The organism is Ruegeria denitrificans (genome assembly GCF_001458295.1).
In the GTDB taxonomy this organism is placed as follows: domain Bacteria; phylum Pseudomonadota; class Alphaproteobacteria; order Rhodobacterales; family Rhodobacteraceae; genus Ruegeria; species Ruegeria denitrificans.
Window position 1 is genome coordinate 255492 of sequence record NZ_CYUD01000001.1, and the last position, 22526, is coordinate 278017.

Below are 22526 nucleotides of genomic sequence, written 5' to 3' on the forward strand. Positions count from 1 at the left end.
CCGCTGACAGGCGCTTGTCGTGTGAATTCGGTACATCCGTTCCTAAGCAGCCTTATCCGGTAAAAGGTCCGCAGCACTGGTCACCGGCAGAGCCGGAACCGGATGTGTGACACCGCGCAGCTCAAAGGATTGCAGGCCTGTCAGGTCGCCATCGTATCCTGCCGACTGCAGCAACTCGGCCGAGACCAGCAGTTCCGCCCCCAATGCCTTTGTCTGGCCTTCAAGGCGACTTGCCACGTTAACTGCGTCGCCGATAATGGTTCGGGCGGAACTGCCTGCGGCACCGATCTCACCCAGTACCAGATCGCCCAGATGTAAGCCCATGCCTATGCGTATTCTGGGGCTTCCTTCGGTTTGAAGCTGTTGGTTGAAACGTTCTAGCGCGCGGCTCACATCGGCAGCGGCCTTTAGTCCTGCCCGAGCCGAGGCTTCGGCATTCGGGGTTTCAAACACGGCCAGCAGACCGTCGCCCATGTATTTGTCGACCACCCCGCCTTCCGCCGTGATTGCGGGAACGATCGCATCAAAGAATCGGTTCAGCAGAAATACAATATCATATGGCAACTGGCCGGTGGTCCGAGAAGTAAATCCGCGCATGTCCAGAAACAGAACTGCCAGTTTGCTTTCCTGCCCCTGACTGGCATGGGCCCGTCCGCGTTTGCCATTGGGACGGAACATGCGAAACGCCGTAAGAGGTGCAGTTGGCCGAACCTGACAGGCCAGCCGTGCGCCTTCGGGGGCACTGACGGCGGCAAGGCTGCGGGTTTCAACCTCGCCTGGCGCGGGCAGCTGATCTACACCCTCTTCGATGATCACGCGGCAGGTGGTGCATCGCCCTTTGCCCCCGCACAAGGCGGTGTGGGGGATGCCATTAGCCTGCGAAATCTCAAGCAGTGTCATGCCCTTTTCGGCCACAACCTCGGGGCCGTCGACGTATTTTACCCGCACCGAATGCCTGCGCCGCCACAATTTGCGGATTACAAATACCGCCAGCGAAGCCCCCAGTGTTATCCAGAAGGCCATCAACGCATTGTCTTTGACGCTGAACATGGTCTGAAAGGCCTCGGATGAGGGCCAGTTGTAGTGTTCGATATACTGGTCGCGCAGGAACGGATCGGCGAAGTCCACCCAAAGCCGGCGCCCCTCGGTCAGCAGTCCGGCCAGCGCGAACGAGGGTACAAACACCGCCAGACCGATCAGGTAAGGCACCCAGCTGGACCACCAGCGGGTCAGCCGAAGCCACATGTGCAACCCGATGCAACTGTGAACCCAGACCACCAACAGCAACAGGCTTTGCATCCAGATCGCTGAATTGGGCCACATCAGAATGATAATGTACCCCATCTCATCATTGACGTTGTAGATTTCGTGGGCATAGCGCGTTTGCACGATATGCGAGATCAGTTGCAGTGGGATCAGCAGACCCAGAAGCACCTGCAGGCCAGTGCTGAAAGGCATCCGCAGTGTTCTGCGCTGAATGATGGAATACAGCGCAAGGCCGAAATGGACGAATAGCGCCAGATACAGGATGATACTGCTCAGATCATGCCGGGTGACCGCTTGGCGACCATCCTGCATGCCATGCAAATAATCAGTGTGGAATAGACCCAGCCCGATATTGATGAAATGAAAGAAAGCAAAGGCAAACAGGACCAGACCGCTAACGATCCTCAGCCGGGTTGCCCACCCGCCTTGCCATAGAACGCTTTTCAATCAAGCCACCTGTATTCGCCGTGCGTTTGCCCGAGTCTGGTACGCTGATGCCGACGGGTCAAGCTATGGTTGTGCATAGGACGGAACCCACGGGGCAGCCTGCCCATCGGCACGGATTATGGTCGGGGACAGGCTGAATAACACAAGATGGCTGAGCTCGGGGCGGGACCGAGAGCTATAGATCAATCCATCAGCGCCTTTGTCGCGGGCGTGATCGGAAAATCGCCATGTTGGTGAAAACCCGCGTTCTTCGTGGTTGTCCTGCCAGACAATCGACACCTCGGGTCGGCCCCTTAGATCGACCAACTTTGCACCAGTTACCTGGGCCTGCTGCACTATCCGAGGCGGATCGTCGGGTGAGATATAACGCCGAATAGCGATCCCAGCGCCCTCTGCGCTGAGAGAGGCGTAGAGCGCGACTTGCCCCGAATGATGAAAACGCCCCTCGGGTGCCCGGGCAGGGTCTAAAGGGGCGTCACTTTGGGATAAAAAAAGAATTCTCCAGACCGGACCGGAGAATTCCAGCATTGGGTTATTCCTGTTCCGCCAGGAAACGCTCGGCGTCCAGTGCGGCCATGCAGCCCATACCTGCGCTGGTAACGGCCTGACGATAGATATGGTCGGTCAGATCGCCTGCCGCAAACACGCCGGGCACCGAGGTTTCGGTCGAGCCCGGCTTGGTCACGACATAGCCGCCCATATGGGTGTCCAGCGAGTCCTTGACGAGTTCGTTTGCCGGCGCATGGCCGATGGCGACAAAGACGCCCTTACAAGGAATTTCGGTGATTTCGCCGTTCTTGACGTTCTTGACGCGTACAGCTTCGACGCCCAGCGGGGTATCTGTGCCGATCACTTCTTCCAACTCGTGGAACCACAGCGGTTCGATCTTTTCGTTCTTCAGCAGACGGTCCTGCAGGATTTTTTCGGCGCGTAATTCATCGCGACGGTGGATCAGAGTCACCTTGCTGGCAAAATTGGTCAAGAAAAGCGCCTCTTCAACGGCGGTATTGCCGCCGCCAATCACCACGATTTCCTGCCCGCGATAGAAAAAGCCGTCACAGGTGGCGCAGGCCGATACGCCAAAGCCCTTGAATTTTTCTTCCGACGGCAGGCCCAGCCATTTGGCGCGGGCACCGGTGGCCAGAATGACAGCATCGGCCGTGTAGGTCGTGCCATTGTCGCCCTTGGCGGTGAAGGGGCGCTTGCTGACGTCCAAATCGCTGATGATGTCGCCGATCACTTCGCAGCCCATTGCTTTGACGTGGTCCTGCATACGCACCATCAGGTCCGGGCCCTGAACCTCGGTATCGCCGGGCCAGTTCTCGACCTCGGTAGTGGTGGTCAACTGACCGCCGGGTTCGATGCCCTGAACCAGGATCGGCTCAAGCATCGCGCGGCTTGCGTAGACGCCCGCAGTGTAACCGGCCGGTCCCGACCCGATGATCAGAACCTTGGTGTGACGTGTTTCGGTCATGGTACCCCCAACTCGATCTGCCTGTTTTGGGCGCGTGGCCCTTGGCGGATGGATATAGCGACCCCTGTGCTGCGCTTAAAGCCCCTTACTGATTTGCGCCTCTTAATGGCCCGACAAAGGGCAATCGAAAAAGAACATTGAAAATAAACAATATTGCGCACTCACGAAAGATTATTGCGCATCTGCCGGGTGCTGATATAACAACCGAAAAATTCAGGAGTATTTGATGGTCGCGATACGGCTGGACGAGATTGACCGCAAGATTCTGGCGGAACTGCAGGCAGACGGTCGCATGACCAATGTCGAATTGGCAAAACGTGTGGGCATTTCGGCCCCACCTTGCCTGCGGCGCGTGCGCACTCTGGAAGAATCAGGCCTGATCCGCGGCTACCACGCCGAGGTAAACTCGCGCGAGTTGGGGTTCGAGGTTCAGGTCTTTGCCATGGTCGGCCTGGAAAGTCAGGCCGAATCCGAGCTGAGCGCATTCGAGGAACGCTGCCGCGAATGGCCCCTAGTCCGCGAATGCCACATGCTGAACGGCGAAGTGGATTTCATTTTGAAATGCGTGGCGCCTGACCTCAGCAGCTTTCAGCAGTTCCTGACCGGCGAACTGCTGACCACGCCGAACGTGGCCAGTGTCAAAACATCGCTTGTTATCCGCGGCGCAAAAGACGAACCAGGCGTGCCATTCGACGTTCTCGAGGAACGTATGAGCCGAACCGCCTGAATTCCAGATATTTCGGGTGTGGTTTCATCGGTGGCAGGAGTGCCGCCACTGAAACAGAGACCATCCAACTGATTAATAACTGCATAATGCCCCCACATTGCAGAACTCGATTTTAGACTAGGCGGATATTGCGTCCACCTCACCATCCCCCGCACGCGGCATGACCAACGGGCCGAAGTCATTTAGTGATTCGACATGCGAGAAGAGGTTCAGATAGACCGATCTTAGCGACCGGCTAACATGGCGAATTGCATTGGTACCAGGGTGATAAGATTCGAATTGCAATCCATCGACCCGAATTACCGAGTGCCGTTTCAGGCAAATGTGAAACAGCTCGACCGGCGTTGGCGGCAGGGTTTCAATGACGCCCATACCATCCTGAAATTCGTGGACCGGGGTTAGCACCTGTTCGTCCCCGTGCAGATGACGCAAATGCGCGGGCGTGCCCACGATTCGTGCGGCAGGGCCAGCGATCACGCCGGACATCGGTTTTTGCATCCCGAACGTGTCAGCCATGATCCGCGTCAGCGGGCGGGTTCGGCCACGCGAATCTACGCGCCCAGGTATCAAGGTGACGGACCCTTTCCATAAAACCGTTTCCGATTTTCCTTCTTGCGTCAGGACCGTATCGCCAGGCAACAGGTCTTCGATCGCCATTGGACCATATTCTGTTTCAACCAGCGCCCCACGCGTGAATGCACAAAATGCGTCCTCGAACATTGGCAGGGCAGGCGCGATGTGGCGTGTCTGAACCACGTCGCCGTCTTTCATCAGCGTGCTGACTTCATAGCGCCGCAGCTGCGCTTTTTGTTGTGTTGTGGGTCTTGGCGCGTCACGCAGTAATGCCGTGGTTTCAATGGCATTTCTGGCAGCGCGAGAAAAAGAATGTGGGAGAGCCATTACAATTCCGTCCCTTCTAAAAACCGCGCAGACGGGCTATACCCCCGTACAGGCCAGCCTGATCGGTCATTTTCTTGTCGTGGAAGAAGGCGGTGACGCGCAGTGCGACAGAAACGCTGAGCGTAAGTCGCGACGGATATTCCCATATCTTTGGTCAGCACATTGACCCCCCAGACAAACTCATACAAACGCGGGCAAAATTACCGGCGTACACATGCCCCAATATTGGACCGCACGAAACTTCGGCGGATGCTCGCACAACAGACCGGAGCGCCCCTCCACTGTGCGTATTGTGTCCCGGAACCGGCAGCTTGGTTCGCGAGATATTCATGATCAGCGACGAGCCGCCAAGCGGCGTGCAACTCTGACCGAGTCACTGGAAACCCGCTTCCACGGCATCTCTAGCTTATGCTCTCTGGTCGCCAACAGTACGGCGCTAAGAAAGCGTGATTTCGTCTTCATAATTGTGTCCTGCTCGCTAGGGGACTGACGCCCCATCTCCTCTGAAGCCTTAGTCTGTCCGGCCAATACGGCGGCGATAAGGCTGATCCGGGATGAATTCAGGACAAATGAAGCTTTGCGTTTCCTCTTATCTAATCGGGTCACGCTCTGGTGGAATATCGGCTGATAAACATCTGAGAGCGGACAATAAATATCAAATTGTCGAGACTCGAATAGACAAAATAATTGTGGCGAAAAAGCGGCGATTTCGCCACAATTCGGGCTTAGGTTTAAAGTTTTATGGCGGAAATAAGGCGGCCGTAGTCCGCCTCTTTCGCATGGGTCGACCTACGATACGAATAGAATCTGTCGGGGTCCGAATAGGTGCAATGGCGTGTCCACTCAGCCTGACCGACCCCTGCCTGACGCAGTCTGTGCAAGCCAAAAGCAGGCAGGTCAAACTGCAGCCTGTCGCCGGTTCCATTCGCAAAGAACTGCAGGTTTTCAGGTGAATCTGCAACAAACTCGTCCAAGAACTCAGGCCCGACCTCATACGCTGCCTGCGAAATTGAAGGGCCTATTACAGCCACGGTATTTTCCCGCATGGCGCCAAGGGATTCCATTGCGTTCAATGTCGCTTCAAGCACCCCGTCCAATGCGCCGCGCCAACCGGCATGTGCGGCTCCGATCACGTTTGCGTCAGAATCGGCAAACAGGACCGGTTGGCAGTCCGCCGTGAGAATCGTTAGGGCAAGATCGGGGGTTGCCGTGACCACCGCATCTGCTTTGGGTTTGTCGCCGTTGATTGGTTTGTCGATGGTCAGAACGGTGGGGGAGTGGACCTGATGAATGCCAACCAGGGCTTCGGGTGTGACGTCCATCGCTTGCGCCACCCGCTTGCGATTCACCGAGACAGCCTCGGTTTGATCGGACGAGCCGTAGCCGCAATTGAGGCCGGCAAATATCCCTGATGACGCGCCGCCGCGACGGCTGAAGAATCCGTGGCGCACGGGGGACAGCAAATCAGAGGTCAGAATTTCCAAGGTCATGGCTCTAATCCCGGTGGTGGTGCGCAAGGGGAGGGGTACAGGCCCAGCACTTTGAACAGATTTCCCATTTCCTCGGGATGCGTCAACCGGCGATGTGCGGCGATCAGTGCTTCAAGCTCGGACCCGCCGAGAGACGCGGCAAGCGCCTGTGCGCGGGTGGCAATACCCAGCCGCTCCAGAAACACACCCTGCGGTGTCAGGCGTGAATGAGCGCTTCCGGCGGCGCGGGCCGCCAGCGCCAGCGGCTCGAAATCTACATGTGCTGTCAGATCCGCCTGACCGGGCAAGGTCAGGGGATCCGTACGGTTATGCGCCTGCAATGCCTGCAACGTGTCGCCTAGCGAATGCCAGTCGCCGTAATCCACGATCAGCCCTGCGCCGCCAAAGCTGCCGATCTGACCGGCGATGACGGTGATGATGGGAATGGCAGCCGCGCATAATTCGACCAGATCGCCATCTTTAGTGTCGGCCAAACGATCCTTTAGCGCGATCTGTTCCGCCTGCGGTCCCAATCCCCAACTCAGCATGTTTCTGTCGCTGCCGATCAACCGCTCGCGCCAGCCATCGCCGTCGCGCAGATACTGGCGGATCGGCAGGGCGTCGAAAAACTCATTTGCCACTAGAAACAATGGCGCTTCGGGCAGGTCGGTAACCGAGTCGATCCAGCGTGGTTTAAAGCCTTTCAAGGTCTGCGCCTGTATGTCCCGCAGAGGGGACGAGACCTCAAGCAGCACGATCTCGGCTGCATCGTTGAAGCCCGGCACATGGGACGTGGCGCGCAGCATATCAGCCATCAATGTGCCGCGCCCCGGTCCAAGCTCGGCCAGCACGAAATGTTCGGGGTGACCCTGATCCAGCCAGCTTTGGGCCAGAGACAGGCCAATCAGTTCTCCAAACATCTGACTGATCTCGGGGGCGGTGGTGAAATCGCCTTGTGTGCCCAGAGGGTCCCGAGTGGTGTAATAGCCAAGCGTCGGGTGCAGCAGGCATTCGGTCATATAGTCGGCCACGCTCATCGGGCCGTCTTGCGCAATACGCACCAGCAGATGATCCAGCAGACTCATGCCTTCGATCTTGCACGCAAGGCGAACCACAAGCCAAGCGCGATCATTGGCAGCGACAGCATTTGGCCCATGGTCAGGCCATAGCCGCCCACATGCCAGGCCAGCCCAAGCGGGTTCCCGGCCGAGATGAACTGAGCGTCAGGCTGTCGGAAGAATTCGACAATGAATCTTGAAGCCCCATAGCCAGCCAGAAAGACGCCCATGATCAGGCCGGGCTTGTGAAACGCTCCGCGCCGGTAAATGAGCCACAGTAGCGCAAGCCCTAAAAGCAGGCCTTCCAATGCGGCCTCATATAGCTGTGAAGGATGGCGCGCGCACATACCGGCAACAACACCGGGACAATCCTGCGCCGCTCCGCCGGGAAAGATCACGGCCCACGGCAATTCGCTTGGGCGTCCCCACAGCTCGGCATTGGTGAAATTTGCCAGCCGCCCGAGCAATAACCCCGGCGGCACAGCATGCGCGATCAGGTCAGCCATGGAAAGAACTGGGACTTGGTGACGTCGCGCGTATAGGTAAGAGGCGATCACAACACCCAACAGCCCACCATGGAACGCCATGCCACCCTGCCAGACCTTGAGAATCTCAAGCGGGTTCGAAAGGTAATAGGCAGGCTGGTAGAACAGCACGAACCCCAGGCGCCCGCCCAGAATCACGCCGAGGATGATCCAGGTGATCAGATCCTCAAGCTGTTCGGGCTTCATCGGAGGTGTCTTTTCGGGCCACAAGTTTGGGCGCCGCAGCGCTGCAATGCCCAGCCGCCATGCGATCAGAATGCCGACGATATATGCCAGCGCATACCACCGCAGCGCGAACTCCATCCCAAACAGTGAGATCGAGAACAACTCGGGCGACAGATCGGGGAAATTCAGAACAGCCTGCATGTGCGTCTCATTGCCCGGGGTTTGCAGGGCAAGTCAACCTTGAGCCCGGCGTAATCATTCCCCATATAGAGACCAACCGCGATTTCGGAGTAGAACCATGCAAACCCGCAACAAGATCCTTGACGATGTTTCCCAATTGATGACCAACGCCATGGGCGTGGCGCAGGGGGCACGGGAGGAGGCTGAGAATGCGATGAAGTCGATGATCGACCGCTGGCTGGCCGACCGCGATTTTGTCACACGCGAAGAATTCGACGCTGTTCGCGCAATGGCCCAAAAAGCGCGTGAAGAAAATACCGCGCTCGAAGCCCGGATCGCTGCGCTTGAGGCAAAGCTGGACAAGTAACGCCCTAACATTTTTGATTTTTGGCTAAAGATATCCGCCGCGCAATCCAGACTTGGGTTGTGCGGTGATGTGTATCTTGCCGCCTTGCGGAGTTTAATCAAGACAAAGCTACAATTTGTGCCAATATTTTGATCGCCGTTGCCAACTGTCCACAACTTATTGCTGTTATCCCCAATAAATAGGGTTGCCAGAACCCATCTCGCATCGCACCATATTTAGTACAGGCAGACGGGGTAGACCCCGGCTTGTAGAGTAAGCAACTAGCATTGGGGCGCTGCCAGCCCTTAAAAGGCTAGAGATTAGTGAGGTGGCATTATGGCCCTTTCCGAGCAGTTTCTCGAAGAAGACCTTCATCCGATCGATATTGTTGAACACTTGGCGGAACATCACGACTGGGACTTTGACCGGATCGGGGATGATCAGATCGCCATGGCTGTCGAAGGGCAGTGGCGCACATACTCGATCACTTTGGCCTGGTCGAACTATGACGAAACCCTGCGCATGGTATGCTCGTTCGAGATGGAGCCACCATCGGATCGCGAAGCCAAGCTGTATGAGCTGCTGAACAAGATGAACGATCAGTGTTGGGCCGGGGCGTTTACATACTGGGCCAATCAGAAGCTGATGGTTTATCGTTACGGATTGGTTCTGGCCGGTGGTCAGGCGGCCAGCCCGGATCAGATCGACACGATGATCAACGCCGCGGTGCTGAGCGCCGAGCGCTACTATCCGGCGATTCAGTTGGTCACATGGGGCAATCGTACCCCCGAAGACGCGATGCAAGTCGCCATTGCAGAGGCCTACGGCCGCGCGTAAAGCTTTGCCCCGAACCGAATGAGGAGAGGGGCAATCATGGACATGTCACGGGTCGTCGAGCAGGGGCTGGTTCTTCTGGGATGCGGCAAGATGGGATCGGCCATGCTCGCCGGATGGTTAGAGCATGGCCTTCCTGCGTCAGCAGTCTGGGTGATTGATCCGAACCCCTCGGACTGGCTGAAGGCGCAGGGTGTCAATATCAACACACCGCTGCCCGAAGCCCCCGCCGTGGTGCTGGTCGCCGTCAAGCCGCAGATGATGGGCGAGGCCCTGCCTGCGATCAAAGCACTGGGCGGTGGCGACAGCCTGTTTGTATCCATAGCGGCCGGAACGTCGATTGCCACGTTTCAGGCTGTTCTGGGTGAGGGCACCCCAATCGTGCGCGCGATGCCGAACACGCCGGCTGCAATCCGGCAGGGAATCACAGCACTTATTGGCAATGCGAATGCTTCCGACCCGGATGTCGCGTTGGCCGAAAACCTGCTGTCCGCCATTGGCGAGACCGTTCGGCTGGAAGATGAGGCACAAATGGACGCCGTTACCGGGCTCAGCGGTTCAGGGCCAGCCTATGTTTTTCATCTGATTGAAACGCTCGCCGCTGCCGGTCAGGCTCAGGGCTTGCCGCATGAGCTGGCGATGAAGCTGGCCAAGTCCACCGTAGCCGGGGCAGGGGCATTGGCCTTGGCGGCCGAGGAAGATCCCTCGCAACTGCGCGTTAACGTCACCTCGCCCAACGGCACAACGCAAGCCGCGCTTGAGGTTCTGATGCACGAGGACGAGGGCTTTCCCGACCTGCTGCACCGCGCGGTCAAAGCAGCAACTGACCGATCCAAGGAGCTGTCCCGTGAGTGAGATTACATTCGACGAATTCCTCAAGGTCGACATTCGCGTGGGCGAGGTGACCCGGGCCGAGCCTTACCCCGAGGCCCGCAAGCCCGCGATCAAGATGTGGATCGACTTTGGCGATGAGATTGGGGAGCGTAAAACCTCAGCCCAGGTCACCGCGCATTACGATCCATCAACTTTGGTCGGCAAGCAGGTGATGGCCGTCGTGAACTTCCCGCCGCGCCAGATCGGTCGGTTCATGTCCGAGGTCTTGGTGCTGGGCCTGCCCGATGAAAACGGAGAGATCGTCCTGATCGGCCCGGATGGTGAAGTTCCTATCGGCGGGCGGATGCACTGATGAAACTGCTGATTGCCCGTCCAATGACTGCCGCCGTCGAGGCCCGCGCTCGCAGCGCGTTCGATGTTGAAATCCGTAGCAACACCTTGCCTATGTCGTCCGAGGAAATGCTACGTGCATTGAAGGATTTCGATGTTGTCGTGCCAACATTGGGTGACCAGTTCTCGGCTCAGATTTTCGCGGATGTCCCCAACCCTCGTTGCAAGCTGCTCGCCAATTTTGGCGTCGGTTACAACCATATCGACGTTAACGCCGCCCACGCGGCTGGTATTGCGGTCACGAACACCCCTGGCGCCGTCACCGATGCGACGGCCGATATTGCTATGACGCTGTTGCTGTCCACGGCCCGCCGCGCGGGTGAGGGCGAACGGCTGGTCCGCGTAGGTGAATGGCAAGGATGGCACCCGACGCAGATGCTGGGCCACCATGTTACCGGCAAGTGTGTCGGCATCGTTGGTATGGGCCGGATCGGTCAGGCCATTGCCCGACGCTGTCATTTCGGGTTCGGGATGCAGGTTTCGTATCAGTCGCGCAGCCCGAAAGACATGGAGTTTCCCGCAGAATACATCGCCGATCTGTCGGCTTTGGCGGCCTCGGTCGATTTCCTTGTGATTGCCGTACCCGGCGGGGCCGAAACCTGCCACCTGATCAACGTGCAGGTGCTTGAGGCGATGAATCCATCCGGCATCCTGATCAATATTGCCCGCGGAGAGGTCATCGACGAAACCGCCCTGATCGCTGCACTGCAATCCGGTCAGATCGCGGGCGCTGGGTTGGATGTCTATGAATTCGAACCCGTTGTTCCGCAAGCGCTGCGCGATATGGAAAACGTGACCCTGTTGCCGCATTTGGGAACAGCCACCGAGGAAGTGCGCAGTGACATGGGCCATATGGCGCTTGATAACGTGGCGGCCTTTGTCGAAGGTCGGACGCTGCCAAACCCGGTTTAAGACCCGACCGCCTCACGCCAGTGTTTGCGGCAGAGCGAGACGTAAGTCTCGTTCCCGCCGATCTGCACCTGTGCGCCCTCGGTGATGGTGTTGCCGTTTTCGTCCTGACGAATCACCATCGTCGCCTTGCGCCCGCATTTGCAAATCGTACGGACCTCGCGCATCTCATCGGCCAGCGCCAGCAAGGCGGCTGAGCCCGGAAACAGATGCCCCTGAAAATCCACCCGAAGCCCGTAAGCCAGAACCGGCACTTTCAGGTCATCCACTGCACGGGCCAATTGCCAGACCTGATCTTCCGTCAGAAACTGCGCCTCATCAACAAAAACGCAGGTGATTTTACTTTGATCCAGCCGTGATTTGATCATGGCAAAGACGTCATCTTCGTTTGCGAATGTATCGGCTTCGGCGGAAATCCCTATCCGTGACGCGATCTTTCCGACACCGGCGCGCCCGTCAAGCGCTGCGGTCATCAGATAAGTGTCCATGCCCCGCTCACGATAGTTGTGCGAGGCCTGCAGCAACACGGTCGATTTGCCCGCGTTCATGGTGGAATAATTGAAGTATAGCTTTGCCATGCGCCCGGGTCTAAATGGCAAGACCAGACGGGGCAAGGTATCAAAAGCCGTTAAAGAAGCGACGTCGCCGTTGTCATTGCAGGGACTGAGCTTACGCTCAAAAGGGGATGGACCCCCCACGCCTACAACAGCGACGCCGTCGGCCAACATGCGGCCTATACAGAGCAAGGCATAATGACGCCCCGCAATCACTCGTTACCGGCCGGAACGGCCGCCACTCACTCACAAAACCCCTGCATATCTGAGGGATAGCCAATTTATGACATTTCAATTATGAATCGAATATGGGAATTTTCCTGTCCCTTTCCCCCACAGGGGCAGATGTTGTGGGCGAGGCAGGCAGCAAAGGTAAAAACATGGCAGATATCGGGGCCTACCTGAAAAAGCACACAGAGGCGTTGGTCAAAGACGTCGGCATTGAATCCGCGTGCGAGATCACCGGGAAATCCAAGGCAACTCTGGGGCGGTATTATTCAGACAATGCCGAACATGCCGACCGGTTCATGCCCGTGGATGCCGTGGCCCGGCTTGAGGCTGTGTCGAACTATCCTCATGTGACATCGGCGCTCGCCGATCTGAAGAATATTACCTTGTCCTATGACGGCCGTAACTCGGACAAACCGCGCACTGGCGGGGTGAATTCCGACGTCATTGCGCTGAGTCAGCGGTTTGCTATGCTGATGACCGAATACCAGGCTGCCATCGAAGACGGCATCATTACCGTGAACGAGGCCAAGCGATTGCTGAGGGAAACCAGTCAGCTGCAACAGGTGCTGATCGAGATGAAGCTGCATCTAGAAGAGGAAAGCGTGAGTTAGGTCTGATCGCTAACCTTCCCGCGAAAAATACCTGCAGTCACGGGCTTCAAAGGTCCGCTTTGCGGACTTTGCTGTCATTCGATCTGTGGCTTTCGCTGACGCAGCATCGTCTCGCAGGAGCAGCACTGAATTAGTCTTGTCACAGCAAGCCTCGCCACAGCGGCCGTTCAAACCGCGTACAACGACCATGATCGAAAACGTACCTTCGCCACGTGGCCGGTTATGCGAACGACGTGGGACTTTGCCGCCATCGTCCCCGCGGGTATTGGCTGGCACAGTACTTGCTCGCGTGTGCAACACCTTAGTTTGGGCTTCCCGAAGCGTCGGGAGCGCATCGATCAGCAGCTTGTGCCACAAACTCGGTTCGGCATCGATTTCCAACGACATGTCACAGGCGACCGGCAGAGAGATATTGAGCCGTGCTTGAGACCAGGTTCGCACCAACGCCCGGGTGTGCGAAGAAACAGGCTTCCTGCGGGCGTTAACTTTGCTCCGCTCTTCCCGCATTCGAAGACAGGCTGACCTAGCTGATATTCCAGAGGACGAACGCGAATGCTGACCGTTGATTGTGTGATGTGCACCATTTCAGCGGCACCAAAGAAGCTGCCGGTCTCAACCTCCAAGGGGGTTGTTCGTGCAAATTCAATGTCCATACTTACCTATTTGTAGTTCCGATATCATCGTCAACATAAATTTGTTTTTCAAACCATTCGATTGACCCCATATTGTCTGTGTAGCGGTCAGTAGCAGTCACATGTTCGGAACACGATCCATGATATTGTGAGAAGTGTCGCACCCGATCTCTCGTGACGCCGACGCCTGTGTGAGGAGTTTTCACGGTCCCGCGCTTGGGCCGCTACATCAACAATGAAGATCTCAACCTGGGATCCCTTGGATGCCCCATTCATGGAGAAAAACATGAGCCGCGTATCAATAGGTGCACTACTCGCGATGCTGATGGTGACATCGGCTTTTGCAATGCCCGCCGAAATCGATACCGATGGTGATGGAATGGCGTCTTTTGCCGAAATCCAGGCGTTTTATCCTGAAGTGACAGAAGAACTATTCGGAGAGATCGACCTTGATGACGACGGATACGTCAATGATGAAGAATTCCTGGAAGCGGTCGGAGAAGAACTCATCCCTGATCCGGTAACTGACGCGTAGCCAGGAGGTCGCAGAGTGTTTGACACATGTCTAACAGCACACGGATCAAAAGACTGTTCTTAGCTGCTGCAGGCTTCTCGCTGCTCCTGTCCCCCTTCGTCATGCTCAGCCAGGCCAGCACGTCCGCTGGAACCTCGGCCCTGGTAGTTCTTGTTTCGATGTCCATAGGTTTTCAGGCGTTGGTGACCGCAGTATTGAATTCGCAACATTATTGCTGGGTTCGTGGCGCCTTGGGAATGGCATTGGGAATTGCAATACTGGGAGGTACGTCGGCGCTCGGCGACGCCGAACAGTACACGGTCGCACTAAGTGCCAGCATCGCAGGGGTTACTATCATCTCAATCGCAGTTGCCGAGTGTTTTGGTAACAATCAAAACGGCCGCTCCCAGGCAGGTGAAGGGCGGGAAATTGCCCTGTATTCATTGCGCTACTGGCACCGGCTGGGTGAGCCACGGAAGGCTCCAGAGACGATCTTAGCCTTCAGGTCAAGCTGTCAGAGGTCAGGTAAGCCGACAAAATCGATCCACCCTGTGACGATCAGCGGTTGACGTACTGGTAACTGGTGTTTTGCCGTCAAGAGACCTCGTAAGAAAACCACGCCGACAAGTTCACCGAGATCGTTAATTATGTATCGGGAACTTTCTTTCACCCCGTCAACTTAGGAGCCAGATGTCCGAAAATAGACTGCGTCCAAGGAGGATTTATTGACAAAACGAATATCAACGCGCAGATAAATTCGCTTTTCAGAATTCCGTGGCGCGCGTAGCTTTGAGCAATGATGCAATCGTTGGTCTAAGGAATCAGAGATGGCCAAGCAGAAACCCGTAGATAAGTATTTCCGCGACCAGGATCGCAGCCCTACGAGCATCTTGTCTCGCTTGAAGTCAAAAAAACAGATGCGCAAGTTTGCCAAGAAACACGCCAAAACCTGGCGTGAAGATTTTTACGGTTCACCCGCCCAGAACTAGCTTTCCGGCTACTACTTGAGTCCAACAGGGGGCATGAAGCCTGCATGCCGCTAAAAAGCGCATGCAGGTATCTTTTGCTGCATAATCCGAAAATTTGGCTTCAGCGATTGGCACACTCACATACCAAACGTCCTTGAAACACCAAAAGGAGACACTGCAATGACAACACTCACCATGAAAGACAGACGTCTTTGGATCGCGGGTGTCGCGGCGACCGTTGTTCTTGTCGTCGCTGTCGCTTACGTCAGCGGCTACTTTGGCGACGGACCAACTGAGACACTGATACCTACCAGCCCTGAGGTTTCGTCACCGGAGGGATGATCGACTAGCTTAGTGATCGGATGCGCTGACGCAGTATGCGTCAACGCATTCACTTTGCACCGGTCAGCAAGGATCGTGCGACTTCCTTCAGGTAACTGGCCGCCTGGCCTGGAAAGCTGTCACTTTGTTCTCTGTTAAAAACAGCATGAGCTGCGTAGGCAAACCTAGGTGCACTATTTACGATTCGTAGCGATCCGTCCTTGATCCCTGCTTCAACAATTCGGCGCGGAAAGTAACCCGACGCTGGTGTGGACATCAGGTATTGCAGCCCGAGTGTTCCGATTTCCAGGTGCAAGCCTGGCGTGACAAGGTCAGGAAAATTCAGTAGGTGATCCGCCCGAAATTCGGGTCCCCAATCAACAAAAATGTAACGGCCGCCGAGTGGATTTCCCAATTCTTCCATGTCGCTGCTGACGAGGACAAATTCGTCTTCAAAGAGCTGCAGTGCAACAAGCCCAACCGTATTTCTGGGACGGTACATGACTGCGAGGTCTAGAATGCCATCTTCGACTTGCTGGTTCAGATCAACTGCATTGGCCCAGGACGCTTTGACGGCCACGTTTGGCAACGTGTTCTCCAAGCCTGGCATAGCTGTGGTCAAGAACCCATCCCACAGGCTGGGGAATGCACCGATTTCAAGTGAGGCATAGAGTTCGGCAGGCAATGCGGCATCCAGCTTTGCCTGCGTCCATGTTCGCACAAGCGTGACTGCGTGCCGCTGAAAATGCACGCCTGCTGGCGTCAAAGTTGCCCCTGTCTTGCTCCGTTCAAAGACGGGTTGCCCAAGCTGTTGTTCAAGGGTTCTGATGCGCATGCTTACCGTCGATTGGGTAACGTGCACCTTATCTGAGGCTTCGAGAAAGCTACCGGTTTCGACGACGGCAAGGAAGGTTCGGGCGAGTTCGATATCCATACGGCACCTATTTGCATTTACGATAATATCGTCATGTTAAATTCGTTATTCAAGTTTGAACGAATGTGAGAATTTGATCCTGCGAGCGACTCTCGCTCGCTGTGATCAGGAGCATTTCACATGAAATCGACATCCAAACCCAAGCCCAAACCCTCGTCGAAACCGGAGTCCAAGGACAAACCAACGGTCGGCGCTGCCAAAGCCGGACACAACTCGGATCGCTAAGCGCCTCCGAGATCGCCCCAAAAACAACAAGGGCTGCTTGAGGGCAGCCCAATCGAGAAAGGAGAATACAATGAATCGCTTTTTCTACGCTGTTTTCCTCGCCTCTATTCTTGCCACAACGGCTGGCGCAATGACCGCCGATGTTGACACGGATGGCGATGGCTTCGCTTCGATGGCGGAACTTCAGGTGGTCTACCCTGACCTGACAGAAGAGGTGTTTCAGGAAATCGACACTGATGGTGACGGCCTCGTCAATGACGAAGAGATGCTCGTTGCCATCGATGCCGAACTGATCGCTGATCCCGAAGGCGACACGTAAAAGCCGACCGGTGAACGCTTGCCATGCAAACGTCTGATCTGTTCCGATGGCTCTATACCACAACTGGACTCTGGTTGATCCTGTCCCCCTTTTTGATCTTCAGTCGGTTCGCCCTATCCCAAGGTGTGGTAACCAATGAAGCGGTGACCTTGATGGTATTCGGCCTGCTTGCCCTTGTTATCTTATCGCGAGTCTCTGCTGCAAGAGGCACGGTGCAATTCAAATTGCCATTGGCAGCGTTCTCGGAGACGGACTGATCATGTCGCCCTGGTTGTTTGGATTTTCCGGCAATGTCGTGGCGGCGTGGTACACCGGACTGATCGGTCTTGGTGTTTTGGTGACAACTCTGTTTGCATTGGTGAATTGCACCGGTGAAGTCTCAAACCGAGTTGAGTACTTAGTAAGTTTGTTACCGAGGGGTGGGAAACCGCCCCTCACTCCTTTGGACCATTCCGGAACGCATGGAAGTAACTAGATGGACATAGAGTTTGCACGAGCATTTGTCGCGATTGTCGAAACCGGCAGTTTCCGTAAGGCCGCGGCAAGACTGAACCTGGAAGAAGCGACGGTGCGCGATCAAATCGCAGCTATGGAACGTCTGCTGGGCAAGCAGATTTTCAAGGAAAACGGATCTGCGCCAAACCTCACGTCAGCTGGTCGGCATTTCCTGCCGCATGCTAGGGCGTTGATACGCACCTGGACAAAGGCAAAACTGGAAGTTGCGTTACCAGAAGACATCGAAGTTGCGCTGGAGATTGGAACGACCTCCTATCTGTGGGAGCATCTGCTCTTGCCTTCCTTCTTCAGGATCAGAAAAGAGCTACCAAAGATTGCGATCAAGACAATCGTTGGCACTCCGGAAATGCTTGCCCAACAGTTCAAATTTGGAAGCCTGGATGCTGTCATTACGCATGATGCATCGCTCTTTGATGTTGGTGAACGTGCACATCTGTTTCGTGATGAATATGTCTTGGTGGGTCATGACAAGAAGCAGTCATCGCCAGACAATTCCTATGTGTTCCTCGACTGGGGTCCGCAGTTCAGGGCCGAGCATCTTCTGTACTTTCCACATCTTGTGACACCGAACTTGCAGTTGGATGCTAGCCCGGCCGTTGTCGATTATGTGGAGGACGTTGGAGCCAGTGGTTATTTTCCGCATCGTTTGATCTGCGAAGACCTGTCAGATTTGGAGTTCGATGTTGTCACGGACGCACCACGCATTCCCTATTCCGCCTACGCAATTTTTGATCGCGAGATGAGCCAGAATGTGATGGCCGTTCTGAAAGCGATCCTAACCGAGACGTCCAACCCTGCAGTGACAGCAATCCAACGCAAGATGACACTCGTTCATTAGGGTGCTGACGATGGTCAGCCACTGTTCTGGCACAAGCCATCGTCAAAGAGGGCATGAACCCCATGGGTATCAAACGCGGGATCGACAAGGTCGTCGCGGCTGTTGTGACCGAAGTGAAATCGATGTCTCCCCCGTTGGTGACACAACCGGGATCGCAAAAATCGGCACAATCTCTGCCAATGGTGAGGCTGCAATTGGTCGGCAGATTGCTGATGCGATGTGGAAATGCCGACCTGCAGGTGTGAGTGTCGCGCCGGATTTTCCGCGCTCGAACACAAGCTGACCAAGTTACTGCTCAAGCGTTCGAATACGCATGTTTACCGTGGACTGGGTGACGTGCACCTTGTTCGCAGCGTCGAGAAAAGTACCCGTTTCAACAATGGCCAGGAATGTCTGGGCAAGTTCAATGTCCATGGATCACCTATTTAAGTATCCGATATTATCCGCGAGAAAAATTCGTTATTCAACACGATTGGTACGTGCCATATTCACCATGTAGCGCGAAAGTGTCCCCACCAGGTCGGAACGCATTTCAACCGTGCTCATATTGTAATTGAGGTCCCGATCTGCGGAGCCGTTGCAATCTGGGTGCCAGAGAAGCCCAACCGACGCCCACGCGCTACACCAACCCCAAACTGGGCGCGCCATGAAAGGTAGCCCATATTCTCATGGAGAAAAAAATGAGTCGAGTTTCTATTGTGGCTCTGCTCTCTTCAGTGTTTGCCCTTCCGGCATTCGCAATGCCTGCCGATCTTGATATGGACGGTGATGGTCTGGCGTCGCTGGCTGAACTTCAGACGAAGTATCCTGAAGCTTCGAAAGATTTGTTCACTGAGATTGATGAGGATGCCGATGGCTTCATCAACGACGACGAATTCGTTGCTGCTGTCGATGCTGAGCTTCTTCCTGGTACCACGAGCGATCAGTAGGCAAAGGTCGTTACGGTCATGAGAAAGCCAATCCCACCCCGCAAATGGCTGCTTGCAGCGATGGGTATCTGGTTGGTTCTTTCCCCATTTCTCCTGTTTCGTGAGGAAACTCTGTTGCAGGGTATGGCTGAATCTGAAGCTCTCGTCTTCATGGCCGCTGGCTTTGGTGCCTTGGTCATGGCTGGCGCTGGCGACCGGAGCCACCTTCTCGCACGGGTGGCTCCGGTATCGGCACTTGGGGCTTCTCTGATTGCTGCACCTGCGACTCTGAGCTTTACCGGCCACATTGTGGCAACGGCAAATGCATGGCTATCGGGATCGGCGCTGATCGCGCTCGCTGTTTGGGAGGTAAAGGCGAGTCGCAGATTGCGTGCAATCTCGTAGACTGGCGCGGGGCGGTTATCCGCCCCGCGTTTTTAATCAATTCGACACGACCTCCTAAATTATCTCGACTTCTTCGAACATCAGATCGCCTTCAAGCTGTCTGGCAATCACGTCAGCCCGCATTCCAACATCCGCGCTGGTCGTTGCCGCGATGTGAAACAGCGCGTCGCCCTCATGTACGACACCGTCAGCAAGACCCTTTACCCAAGAGACGAAGATGAGCGGCACAGACACCATTCCTGGAGATATTGAAGCGCAACTGCAGCAAGTTTTGTCAGACGGCGATGGGGTAGCGCTTGCGAACCTGCTTGATCCGCTGCCCCTGAGTGACGCGCTGCGCGAATTGCTCAATCTGCCGGTGGAACTGCGGAGCGCCGCCCTGTCATTGTTGCCACCGGAACTCGCCGCCGAACTCGTTGAAGAAGCTCCGAACGCGCTGGCGGTCGATCTGGTCGAAAGCATGGTGACGGAGCAGGCTGCCGAGGTCATCGAGGAACTGGATTCGGATGTACAGGCCGATGTCATCGGTGAGCTTGAAGACGCGGACGCCGAGGCGATCCTCGCGCGCATGGACCCGGAGGACGCTGCGGATGTGCGGCGGCTGGTCGAGTATGACGACGACGTAGCTGGCGGTCTCATGGTCGCTGAAGCCTTCACCTTTTTCGAAACCGACACGGTGGGAAAAGTGCTCAGGCGGTTTGCCGATGAGGAATTCGATCTCGAACGCTACCGGGGCCTGCACCCTTATGTTCTGGATGCAAATGATGCGCCGATCGGTGTGGTCTCGCTGCGCGGACTGCTGTCCACCCGTCGTAGCGCCCGGCTCACCGACATTATGGTGCCGCCAATCACCGTCCCGGCGTCTCTGCCGCTTGAGGAGCTGGAGGATCTTTTTGATGAGCATCCGTTCTTGGGGCTGCCCGTTGTCGAGGCTGATGGCCACCTGGTGGGTGTCATCTCCCGCTCGGCGGTCGATGAGGCCCTGCGGGAACGCGCGGAGTCGACCAGCCTGAAACGTCAGGGTGTTTTTGGCGATGAGCTGCGGTCGATGCCCCTGCCGCTTCGGGCACGAAGGCGTCTTCAATGGCTTTCGGCCAACATCGTTCTGAACGTGATCGCCGCCAGTGTGATCGCTGCCTATGAAGAAACGCTTGCTGCCGTGATCGCGCTTGCCGTATTTCTGCCGATGGTGTCGGACATGAGTGGCTGCTCGGGCAATCAAGCCGTTGCCGTCAGCATGCGCGAGCTTTCTCTTGGCCTCGTGCGGCCCATCGACGCCATGCGGGTCTGGATAAGGGAGGTGTCGGTCGGCGTGATCAACGGGTTCGTTCTGGGTCTTCTGATCGGCGTCGTGGCATGGCTCTGGAAAGGCAACCCGTTTCTGGGACTGGTCATCGGCGGCGCGCTGGGTCTCAACACCATCATAGCTGTGTCGATCGGGGGTGTCCTGCCATTGGCTCTGAAGCGGATCGGTCAGGACCCGGCGGTCGCCAGCGGTCCCTTGCTAACGACCATCACGGATATGGCGGGATTTTTCCTCGTCCTGAGTCTCGCAACCGCGATGATGCCGCTCTTGGTTTGAATGCGACGTGACACTTTAGTCAGACGTGTATTCACCATTCTGAAATCCAGGATGGCTGGCGGTTGAACGGGCACACAGCTTTGGAGCCGCTACGCCCCAAAAACTATCTGTCCAAAAATAAAAAATACGTCGCTTTTGAACGCTTTGGTCGAAAACAGCGCAGCGACACATGCGCGTTGTCGCAATATCCACCTACAGTCTGGAAATGGTGTTCAGAATGATGAAAGTACATTCGATTCCCGGCGCTTTCACGGCGCGGGAATGCGAGCAAATTGTTGCCTCATCAAAGCGGGTCCCTGCAAATGATGCCTTGCTGGTCGGCCAGAACAGAGATCACAACTTGCGCAAGTGCGATGTGACTTGGCTGGACGACGTCACCGGCACCGGGTGGGTCATGGCACGTCTTATAAGTCTGGTGCGCCGCTCCAACACTGATAGGTTTGACTTTGATCTGCGGGAATTCTCCGAGAGCCCACAGGTTGCGCTCTATAAGGCCTCAGATGGTGGCCATTTCGCCTGGCACTCCGATGTCGGAGATGGCCATACCGCTCGAAAACGGAAACTGACGCTGGTTGTTCAGCTCAGCAAGCCGGGAATGTATGACGGGGGCGACCTTGAGATTATGCCTGATGCCTACGCAGTAACCGCCAGTCGGTATCAGGGAAGCGCGACCGTCTTTCCCAGCTTCTTGTTACATCAGGTGACGCCGGTTGAGCAGGGTGAGCGATACTCTCTTACAGTATGGGCGCATGGCCCGGCCTTCCGTTGAGCAATACATAAAGCGGGCTTTTTTCTACTCTTTACTTGCGTACCAAGTGGCGCTCATTGAACCTATCCCGCCCAGTGGTCGGACAATGACGTCGCCTCGGCCGGGGCGCTTCCTCGTCAATGTTCAAACCTCCTTCAAGCTATTAAATACAAACGATTCTATCCGATCTTTGCGAAGCCAAAAAAATATTCAATCATGTCTCTTGAAACTATGCTTTCACATCCCAAAATCTCGTCTGTTGGCACTCTTCAGCCGAAGGTGCCAACTTGTTGAATCGCCAATTGAGGAGCATTCAGAATGGCATTCAAACCTCTACATGACCGTGTGCTGGTCCGTCGCGTTGAAAGCGAAGACAAAACCGCAGGCGGCCTGATCATTCCCGACAGCGCAAAAGAAAAGCCCAGCGAAGGCGAAGTTGTTGCAACCGGCGAAGGCGCGCGCAAGGACAGTGGCGAACTGATTGCGCTGTCAGTCAAGGAAGGTGACCGTATCCTGTTCGGCAAATGGTCCGGCACCGAAGTGAACATTAACGGTGAAGAACTGCTGATCATGAAAGAAAGCGACATCATGGGGATCATCGAGGATTCTGCTGTGGCGGAAGCCGCCTGACCCTACGGATCATCTGGATACAACAAAGATTTATCTAAGGAGCAAG

Annotated in this window: 30 protein-coding genes and 1 pseudogene; 19 read left to right on the top strand and 12 right to left on the bottom strand. The window is 55.9% G+C overall.

Annotated elements, in window-relative coordinates:
* Positions 1-42 precede the first annotated feature (42 nt).
* The 3 genes from RUE5091_RS01135 to trxB all read right to left on the bottom strand — a co-directional run bounded on the left by RUE5091_RS01135 (position 43) and on the right by trxB (position 3187).
* The gene (locus tag RUE5091_RS01135; RefSeq protein WP_058280042.1) at positions 43-1713 is read right to left on the bottom strand and encodes an adenylate/guanylate cyclase domain-containing protein; all 1671 of its coding nucleotides are present in this window, start codon (positions 1711-1713) and stop codon (positions 43-45) included.
* A gap of 63 nt (positions 1714-1776) precedes the next feature.
* Positions 1777-2241, bottom strand: coding sequence for an RES family NAD+ phosphorylase (locus tag RUE5091_RS01140; protein ID WP_058280043.1), 465 nt, complete (start codon positions 2239-2241; stop codon positions 1777-1779).
* Positions 2242-2245: 4 nt separating this feature from the next.
* On the bottom strand, positions 2246-3187 hold the full coding sequence (gene trxB, locus RUE5091_RS01145) for a thioredoxin-disulfide reductase (protein WP_058280044.1): 942 nt from the start codon (positions 3185-3187) through the stop codon (positions 2246-2248).
* 226 nt (positions 3188-3413) lie between these two features.
* Between trxB and RUE5091_RS01150 the strand changes: the two genes are divergently transcribed.
* Positions 3414-3914: an Lrp/AsnC family transcriptional regulator gene (locus RUE5091_RS01150; protein WP_058280045.1), complete on the top strand. Its 501-nt coding sequence runs from the start codon at positions 3414-3416 to the stop codon at positions 3912-3914.
* Between the two features lie 117 nt (positions 3915-4031).
* Here the strand turns inward: RUE5091_RS01150 and RUE5091_RS01155 are convergent, their stop codons facing one another.
* The 4 genes from RUE5091_RS01155 to lgt form a co-directional block, all read right to left on the bottom strand.
* On the bottom strand, positions 4032-4814 hold the full coding sequence (locus RUE5091_RS01155) for a Hint domain-containing protein (protein WP_082643513.1): 783 nt from the start codon (positions 4812-4814) through the stop codon (positions 4032-4034).
* Positions 4815-5545: 731 nt separating this feature from the next.
* Positions 5546-6304 (bottom strand): peptidoglycan editing factor PgeF, encoded by a 759-nt coding sequence (pgeF, locus tag RUE5091_RS01160; RefSeq protein ID WP_058280046.1) that lies wholly within the window; start codon positions 6302-6304, stop codon positions 5546-5548.
* Complete coding sequence (locus tag RUE5091_RS01165) at positions 6301-7368, bottom strand: class I SAM-dependent methyltransferase (protein ID WP_058280047.1); 1068 nt, start codon at positions 7366-7368, stop codon at positions 6301-6303. Before RUE5091_RS01165 ends, pgeF begins: the two co-directional genes overlap by 4 nt.
* Complete coding sequence (gene lgt / locus RUE5091_RS01170; protein ID WP_058280048.1) at positions 7365-8252, bottom strand: prolipoprotein diacylglyceryl transferase; 888 nt, start codon at positions 8250-8252, stop codon at positions 7365-7367. The genes RUE5091_RS01165 and lgt overlap by 4 nt, the downstream gene beginning before the upstream one ends.
* A 97-nt stretch (positions 8253-8349) precedes the next feature.
* Between lgt and RUE5091_RS01175 the strand changes: the two genes are divergently transcribed.
* From RUE5091_RS01175 to RUE5091_RS01195, 5 genes are all read left to right on the top strand, one after another.
* Positions 8350-8598: an accessory factor UbiK family protein gene (locus tag RUE5091_RS01175; protein WP_058280049.1), complete on the top strand. Its 249-nt coding sequence runs from the start codon at positions 8350-8352 to the stop codon at positions 8596-8598.
* A gap of 315 nt (positions 8599-8913) precedes the next feature.
* Positions 8914-9414, top strand: coding sequence for a type III secretion system chaperone family protein (locus RUE5091_RS01180; protein WP_058280050.1), 501 nt, complete (start codon positions 8914-8916; stop codon positions 9412-9414).
* A 36-nt stretch (positions 9415-9450) separates the two neighbouring features.
* Complete coding sequence (gene proC, locus RUE5091_RS01185; protein ID WP_058280051.1) at positions 9451-10266, top strand: pyrroline-5-carboxylate reductase; 816 nt, start codon at positions 9451-9453, stop codon at positions 10264-10266.
* A complete protein-coding gene (locus tag RUE5091_RS01190) occupies positions 10259-10597 on the top strand; it encodes a tRNA-binding protein (protein ID WP_058280052.1) in 339 nt (112 codons plus the stop codon). The genes proC and RUE5091_RS01190 overlap by 8 nt, the downstream gene beginning before the upstream one ends.
* Positions 10597-11547: a 2-hydroxyacid dehydrogenase gene (locus RUE5091_RS01195; RefSeq protein WP_058280053.1), complete on the top strand. Its 951-nt coding sequence runs from the start codon at positions 10597-10599 to the stop codon at positions 11545-11547. The genes RUE5091_RS01190 and RUE5091_RS01195 overlap by 1 nt, the downstream gene beginning before the upstream one ends.
* Here RUE5091_RS01195 and RUE5091_RS01200 read toward each other — a convergent pair.
* Complete coding sequence (locus RUE5091_RS01200) at positions 11544-12122, bottom strand: thymidine kinase (protein ID WP_058280054.1); 579 nt, start codon at positions 12120-12122, stop codon at positions 11544-11546. The two genes, RUE5091_RS01195 and RUE5091_RS01200, sit on opposite strands and share 4 nt — an antisense overlap.
* A gap of 356 nt (positions 12123-12478) precedes the next feature.
* On the opposite strand from RUE5091_RS01200, the gene RUE5091_RS01205 reads away from it, so the two are divergent.
* Positions 12479-12940 (top strand): hypothetical protein, encoded by a 462-nt coding sequence (locus RUE5091_RS01205; protein ID WP_058280349.1) that lies wholly within the window; start codon positions 12479-12481, stop codon positions 12938-12940.
* Between the two features lie 338 nt (positions 12941-13278).
* Here the strand turns inward: RUE5091_RS01205 and RUE5091_RS23830 are convergent, their stop codons facing one another.
* Positions 13279-13593, bottom strand: a complete 315-nt coding sequence (locus RUE5091_RS23830; RefSeq protein WP_082643515.1) for a helix-turn-helix domain-containing protein — start codon at positions 13591-13593, stop codon at positions 13279-13281.
* A 265-nt stretch (positions 13594-13858) separates the two neighbouring features.
* On the opposite strand from RUE5091_RS23830, the gene RUE5091_RS01215 reads away from it, so the two are divergent.
* From RUE5091_RS01215 to RUE5091_RS23180, 4 genes are all read left to right on the top strand, one after another.
* Entirely contained in the window at positions 13859-14107 is a 249-nt protein-coding gene (locus RUE5091_RS01215; RefSeq protein ID WP_058280350.1) for an EF-hand domain-containing protein, read from the top strand.
* Between the two features lie 26 nt (positions 14108-14133).
* Positions 14134-14655, top strand: coding sequence for a hypothetical protein (locus RUE5091_RS01220; RefSeq protein WP_058280056.1), 522 nt, complete (start codon positions 14134-14136; stop codon positions 14653-14655).
* Between the two features lie 258 nt (positions 14656-14913).
* Positions 14914-15075: a hypothetical protein gene (locus RUE5091_RS23175; protein WP_165590736.1), complete on the top strand. Its 162-nt coding sequence runs from the start codon at positions 14914-14916 to the stop codon at positions 15073-15075.
* Between the two features lie 159 nt (positions 15076-15234).
* Positions 15235-15396: a hypothetical protein gene (locus RUE5091_RS23180; RefSeq protein ID WP_165590737.1), complete on the top strand. Its 162-nt coding sequence runs from the start codon at positions 15235-15237 to the stop codon at positions 15394-15396.
* 49 nt (positions 15397-15445) lie between these two features.
* Here the strand turns inward: RUE5091_RS23180 and RUE5091_RS01225 are convergent, their stop codons facing one another.
* Positions 15446-16309 carry a LysR family transcriptional regulator gene (locus tag RUE5091_RS01225; RefSeq protein ID WP_058280057.1) on the bottom strand — a complete coding sequence of 288 codons (864 nt, stop codon included), beginning with the start codon at positions 16307-16309 and terminating at the stop codon, positions 15446-15448.
* 295 nt (positions 16310-16604) lie between these two features.
* On the opposite strand from RUE5091_RS01225, the gene RUE5091_RS01230 reads away from it, so the two are divergent.
* The 3 genes and pseudogenes from RUE5091_RS01230 to groEL form a co-directional block, all read left to right on the top strand.
* A complete protein-coding gene (locus RUE5091_RS01230) occupies positions 16605-16853 on the top strand; it encodes an EF-hand domain-containing protein (RefSeq protein ID WP_058280058.1) in 249 nt (82 codons plus the stop codon).
* 475 nt (positions 16854-17328) lie between these two features.
* Positions 17329-18207 (top strand): LysR family transcriptional regulator, encoded by an 879-nt coding sequence (locus tag RUE5091_RS01240; protein ID WP_058280060.1) that lies wholly within the window; start codon positions 17329-17331, stop codon positions 18205-18207.
* A gap of 14 nt (positions 18208-18221) precedes the next feature.
* Positions 18222-18451 (top strand): annotated as a pseudogene (gene groEL, locus RUE5091_RS01245) (chaperonin GroEL); the annotation flags it as partial.
* A gap of 44 nt (positions 18452-18495) precedes the next feature.
* Here groEL and RUE5091_RS22495 read toward each other — a convergent pair.
* On the bottom strand, positions 18496-18621 hold the full coding sequence (locus tag RUE5091_RS22495; RefSeq protein ID WP_082643516.1) for a LysR family transcriptional regulator: 126 nt from the start codon (positions 18619-18621) through the stop codon (positions 18496-18498).
* Positions 18622-18887: 266 nt separating this feature from the next.
* Between RUE5091_RS22495 and RUE5091_RS01250 the strand changes: the two genes are divergently transcribed.
* Complete coding sequence (locus RUE5091_RS01250; RefSeq protein ID WP_058280351.1) at positions 18888-19136, top strand: EF-hand domain-containing protein; 249 nt, start codon at positions 18888-18890, stop codon at positions 19134-19136.
* A gap of 18 nt (positions 19137-19154) precedes the next feature.
* Positions 19155-19520, top strand: a complete 366-nt coding sequence (locus RUE5091_RS01255) for an SPW repeat domain-containing protein (protein ID WP_131726260.1) — start codon at positions 19155-19157, stop codon at positions 19518-19520.
* Positions 19521-19574: 54 nt separating this feature from the next.
* On the opposite strand, the gene RUE5091_RS23185 is transcribed toward RUE5091_RS01255, so the two are convergent.
* Positions 19575-19748 carry a hypothetical protein gene (locus RUE5091_RS23185; protein ID WP_165590738.1) on the bottom strand — a complete coding sequence of 58 codons (174 nt, stop codon included), beginning with the start codon at positions 19746-19748 and terminating at the stop codon, positions 19575-19577.
* Here RUE5091_RS23185 and mgtE point away from each other — a divergent pair.
* The 3 genes from mgtE (at position 19738) to groES (ending at position 22480) form a co-directional block, all read left to right on the top strand.
* Complete coding sequence (mgtE, locus tag RUE5091_RS01260) at positions 19738-21102, top strand: magnesium transporter (protein ID WP_058280063.1); 1365 nt, start codon at positions 19738-19740, stop codon at positions 21100-21102. The two genes, RUE5091_RS23185 and mgtE, sit on opposite strands and share 11 nt — an antisense overlap.
* A 217-nt stretch (positions 21103-21319) precedes the next feature.
* Positions 21320-21871, top strand: a complete 552-nt coding sequence (locus RUE5091_RS01265) for a 2OG-Fe(II) oxygenase (protein WP_058280352.1) — start codon at positions 21320-21322, stop codon at positions 21869-21871.
* Positions 21872-22168: 297 nt separating this feature from the next.
* Positions 22169-22480 carry a co-chaperone GroES gene (gene groES / locus RUE5091_RS01270; protein WP_058280064.1) on the top strand — a complete coding sequence of 104 codons (312 nt, stop codon included), beginning with the start codon at positions 22169-22171 and terminating at the stop codon, positions 22478-22480.
* The last annotated feature ends 46 nt before the right edge of the window (positions 22481-22526 follow it).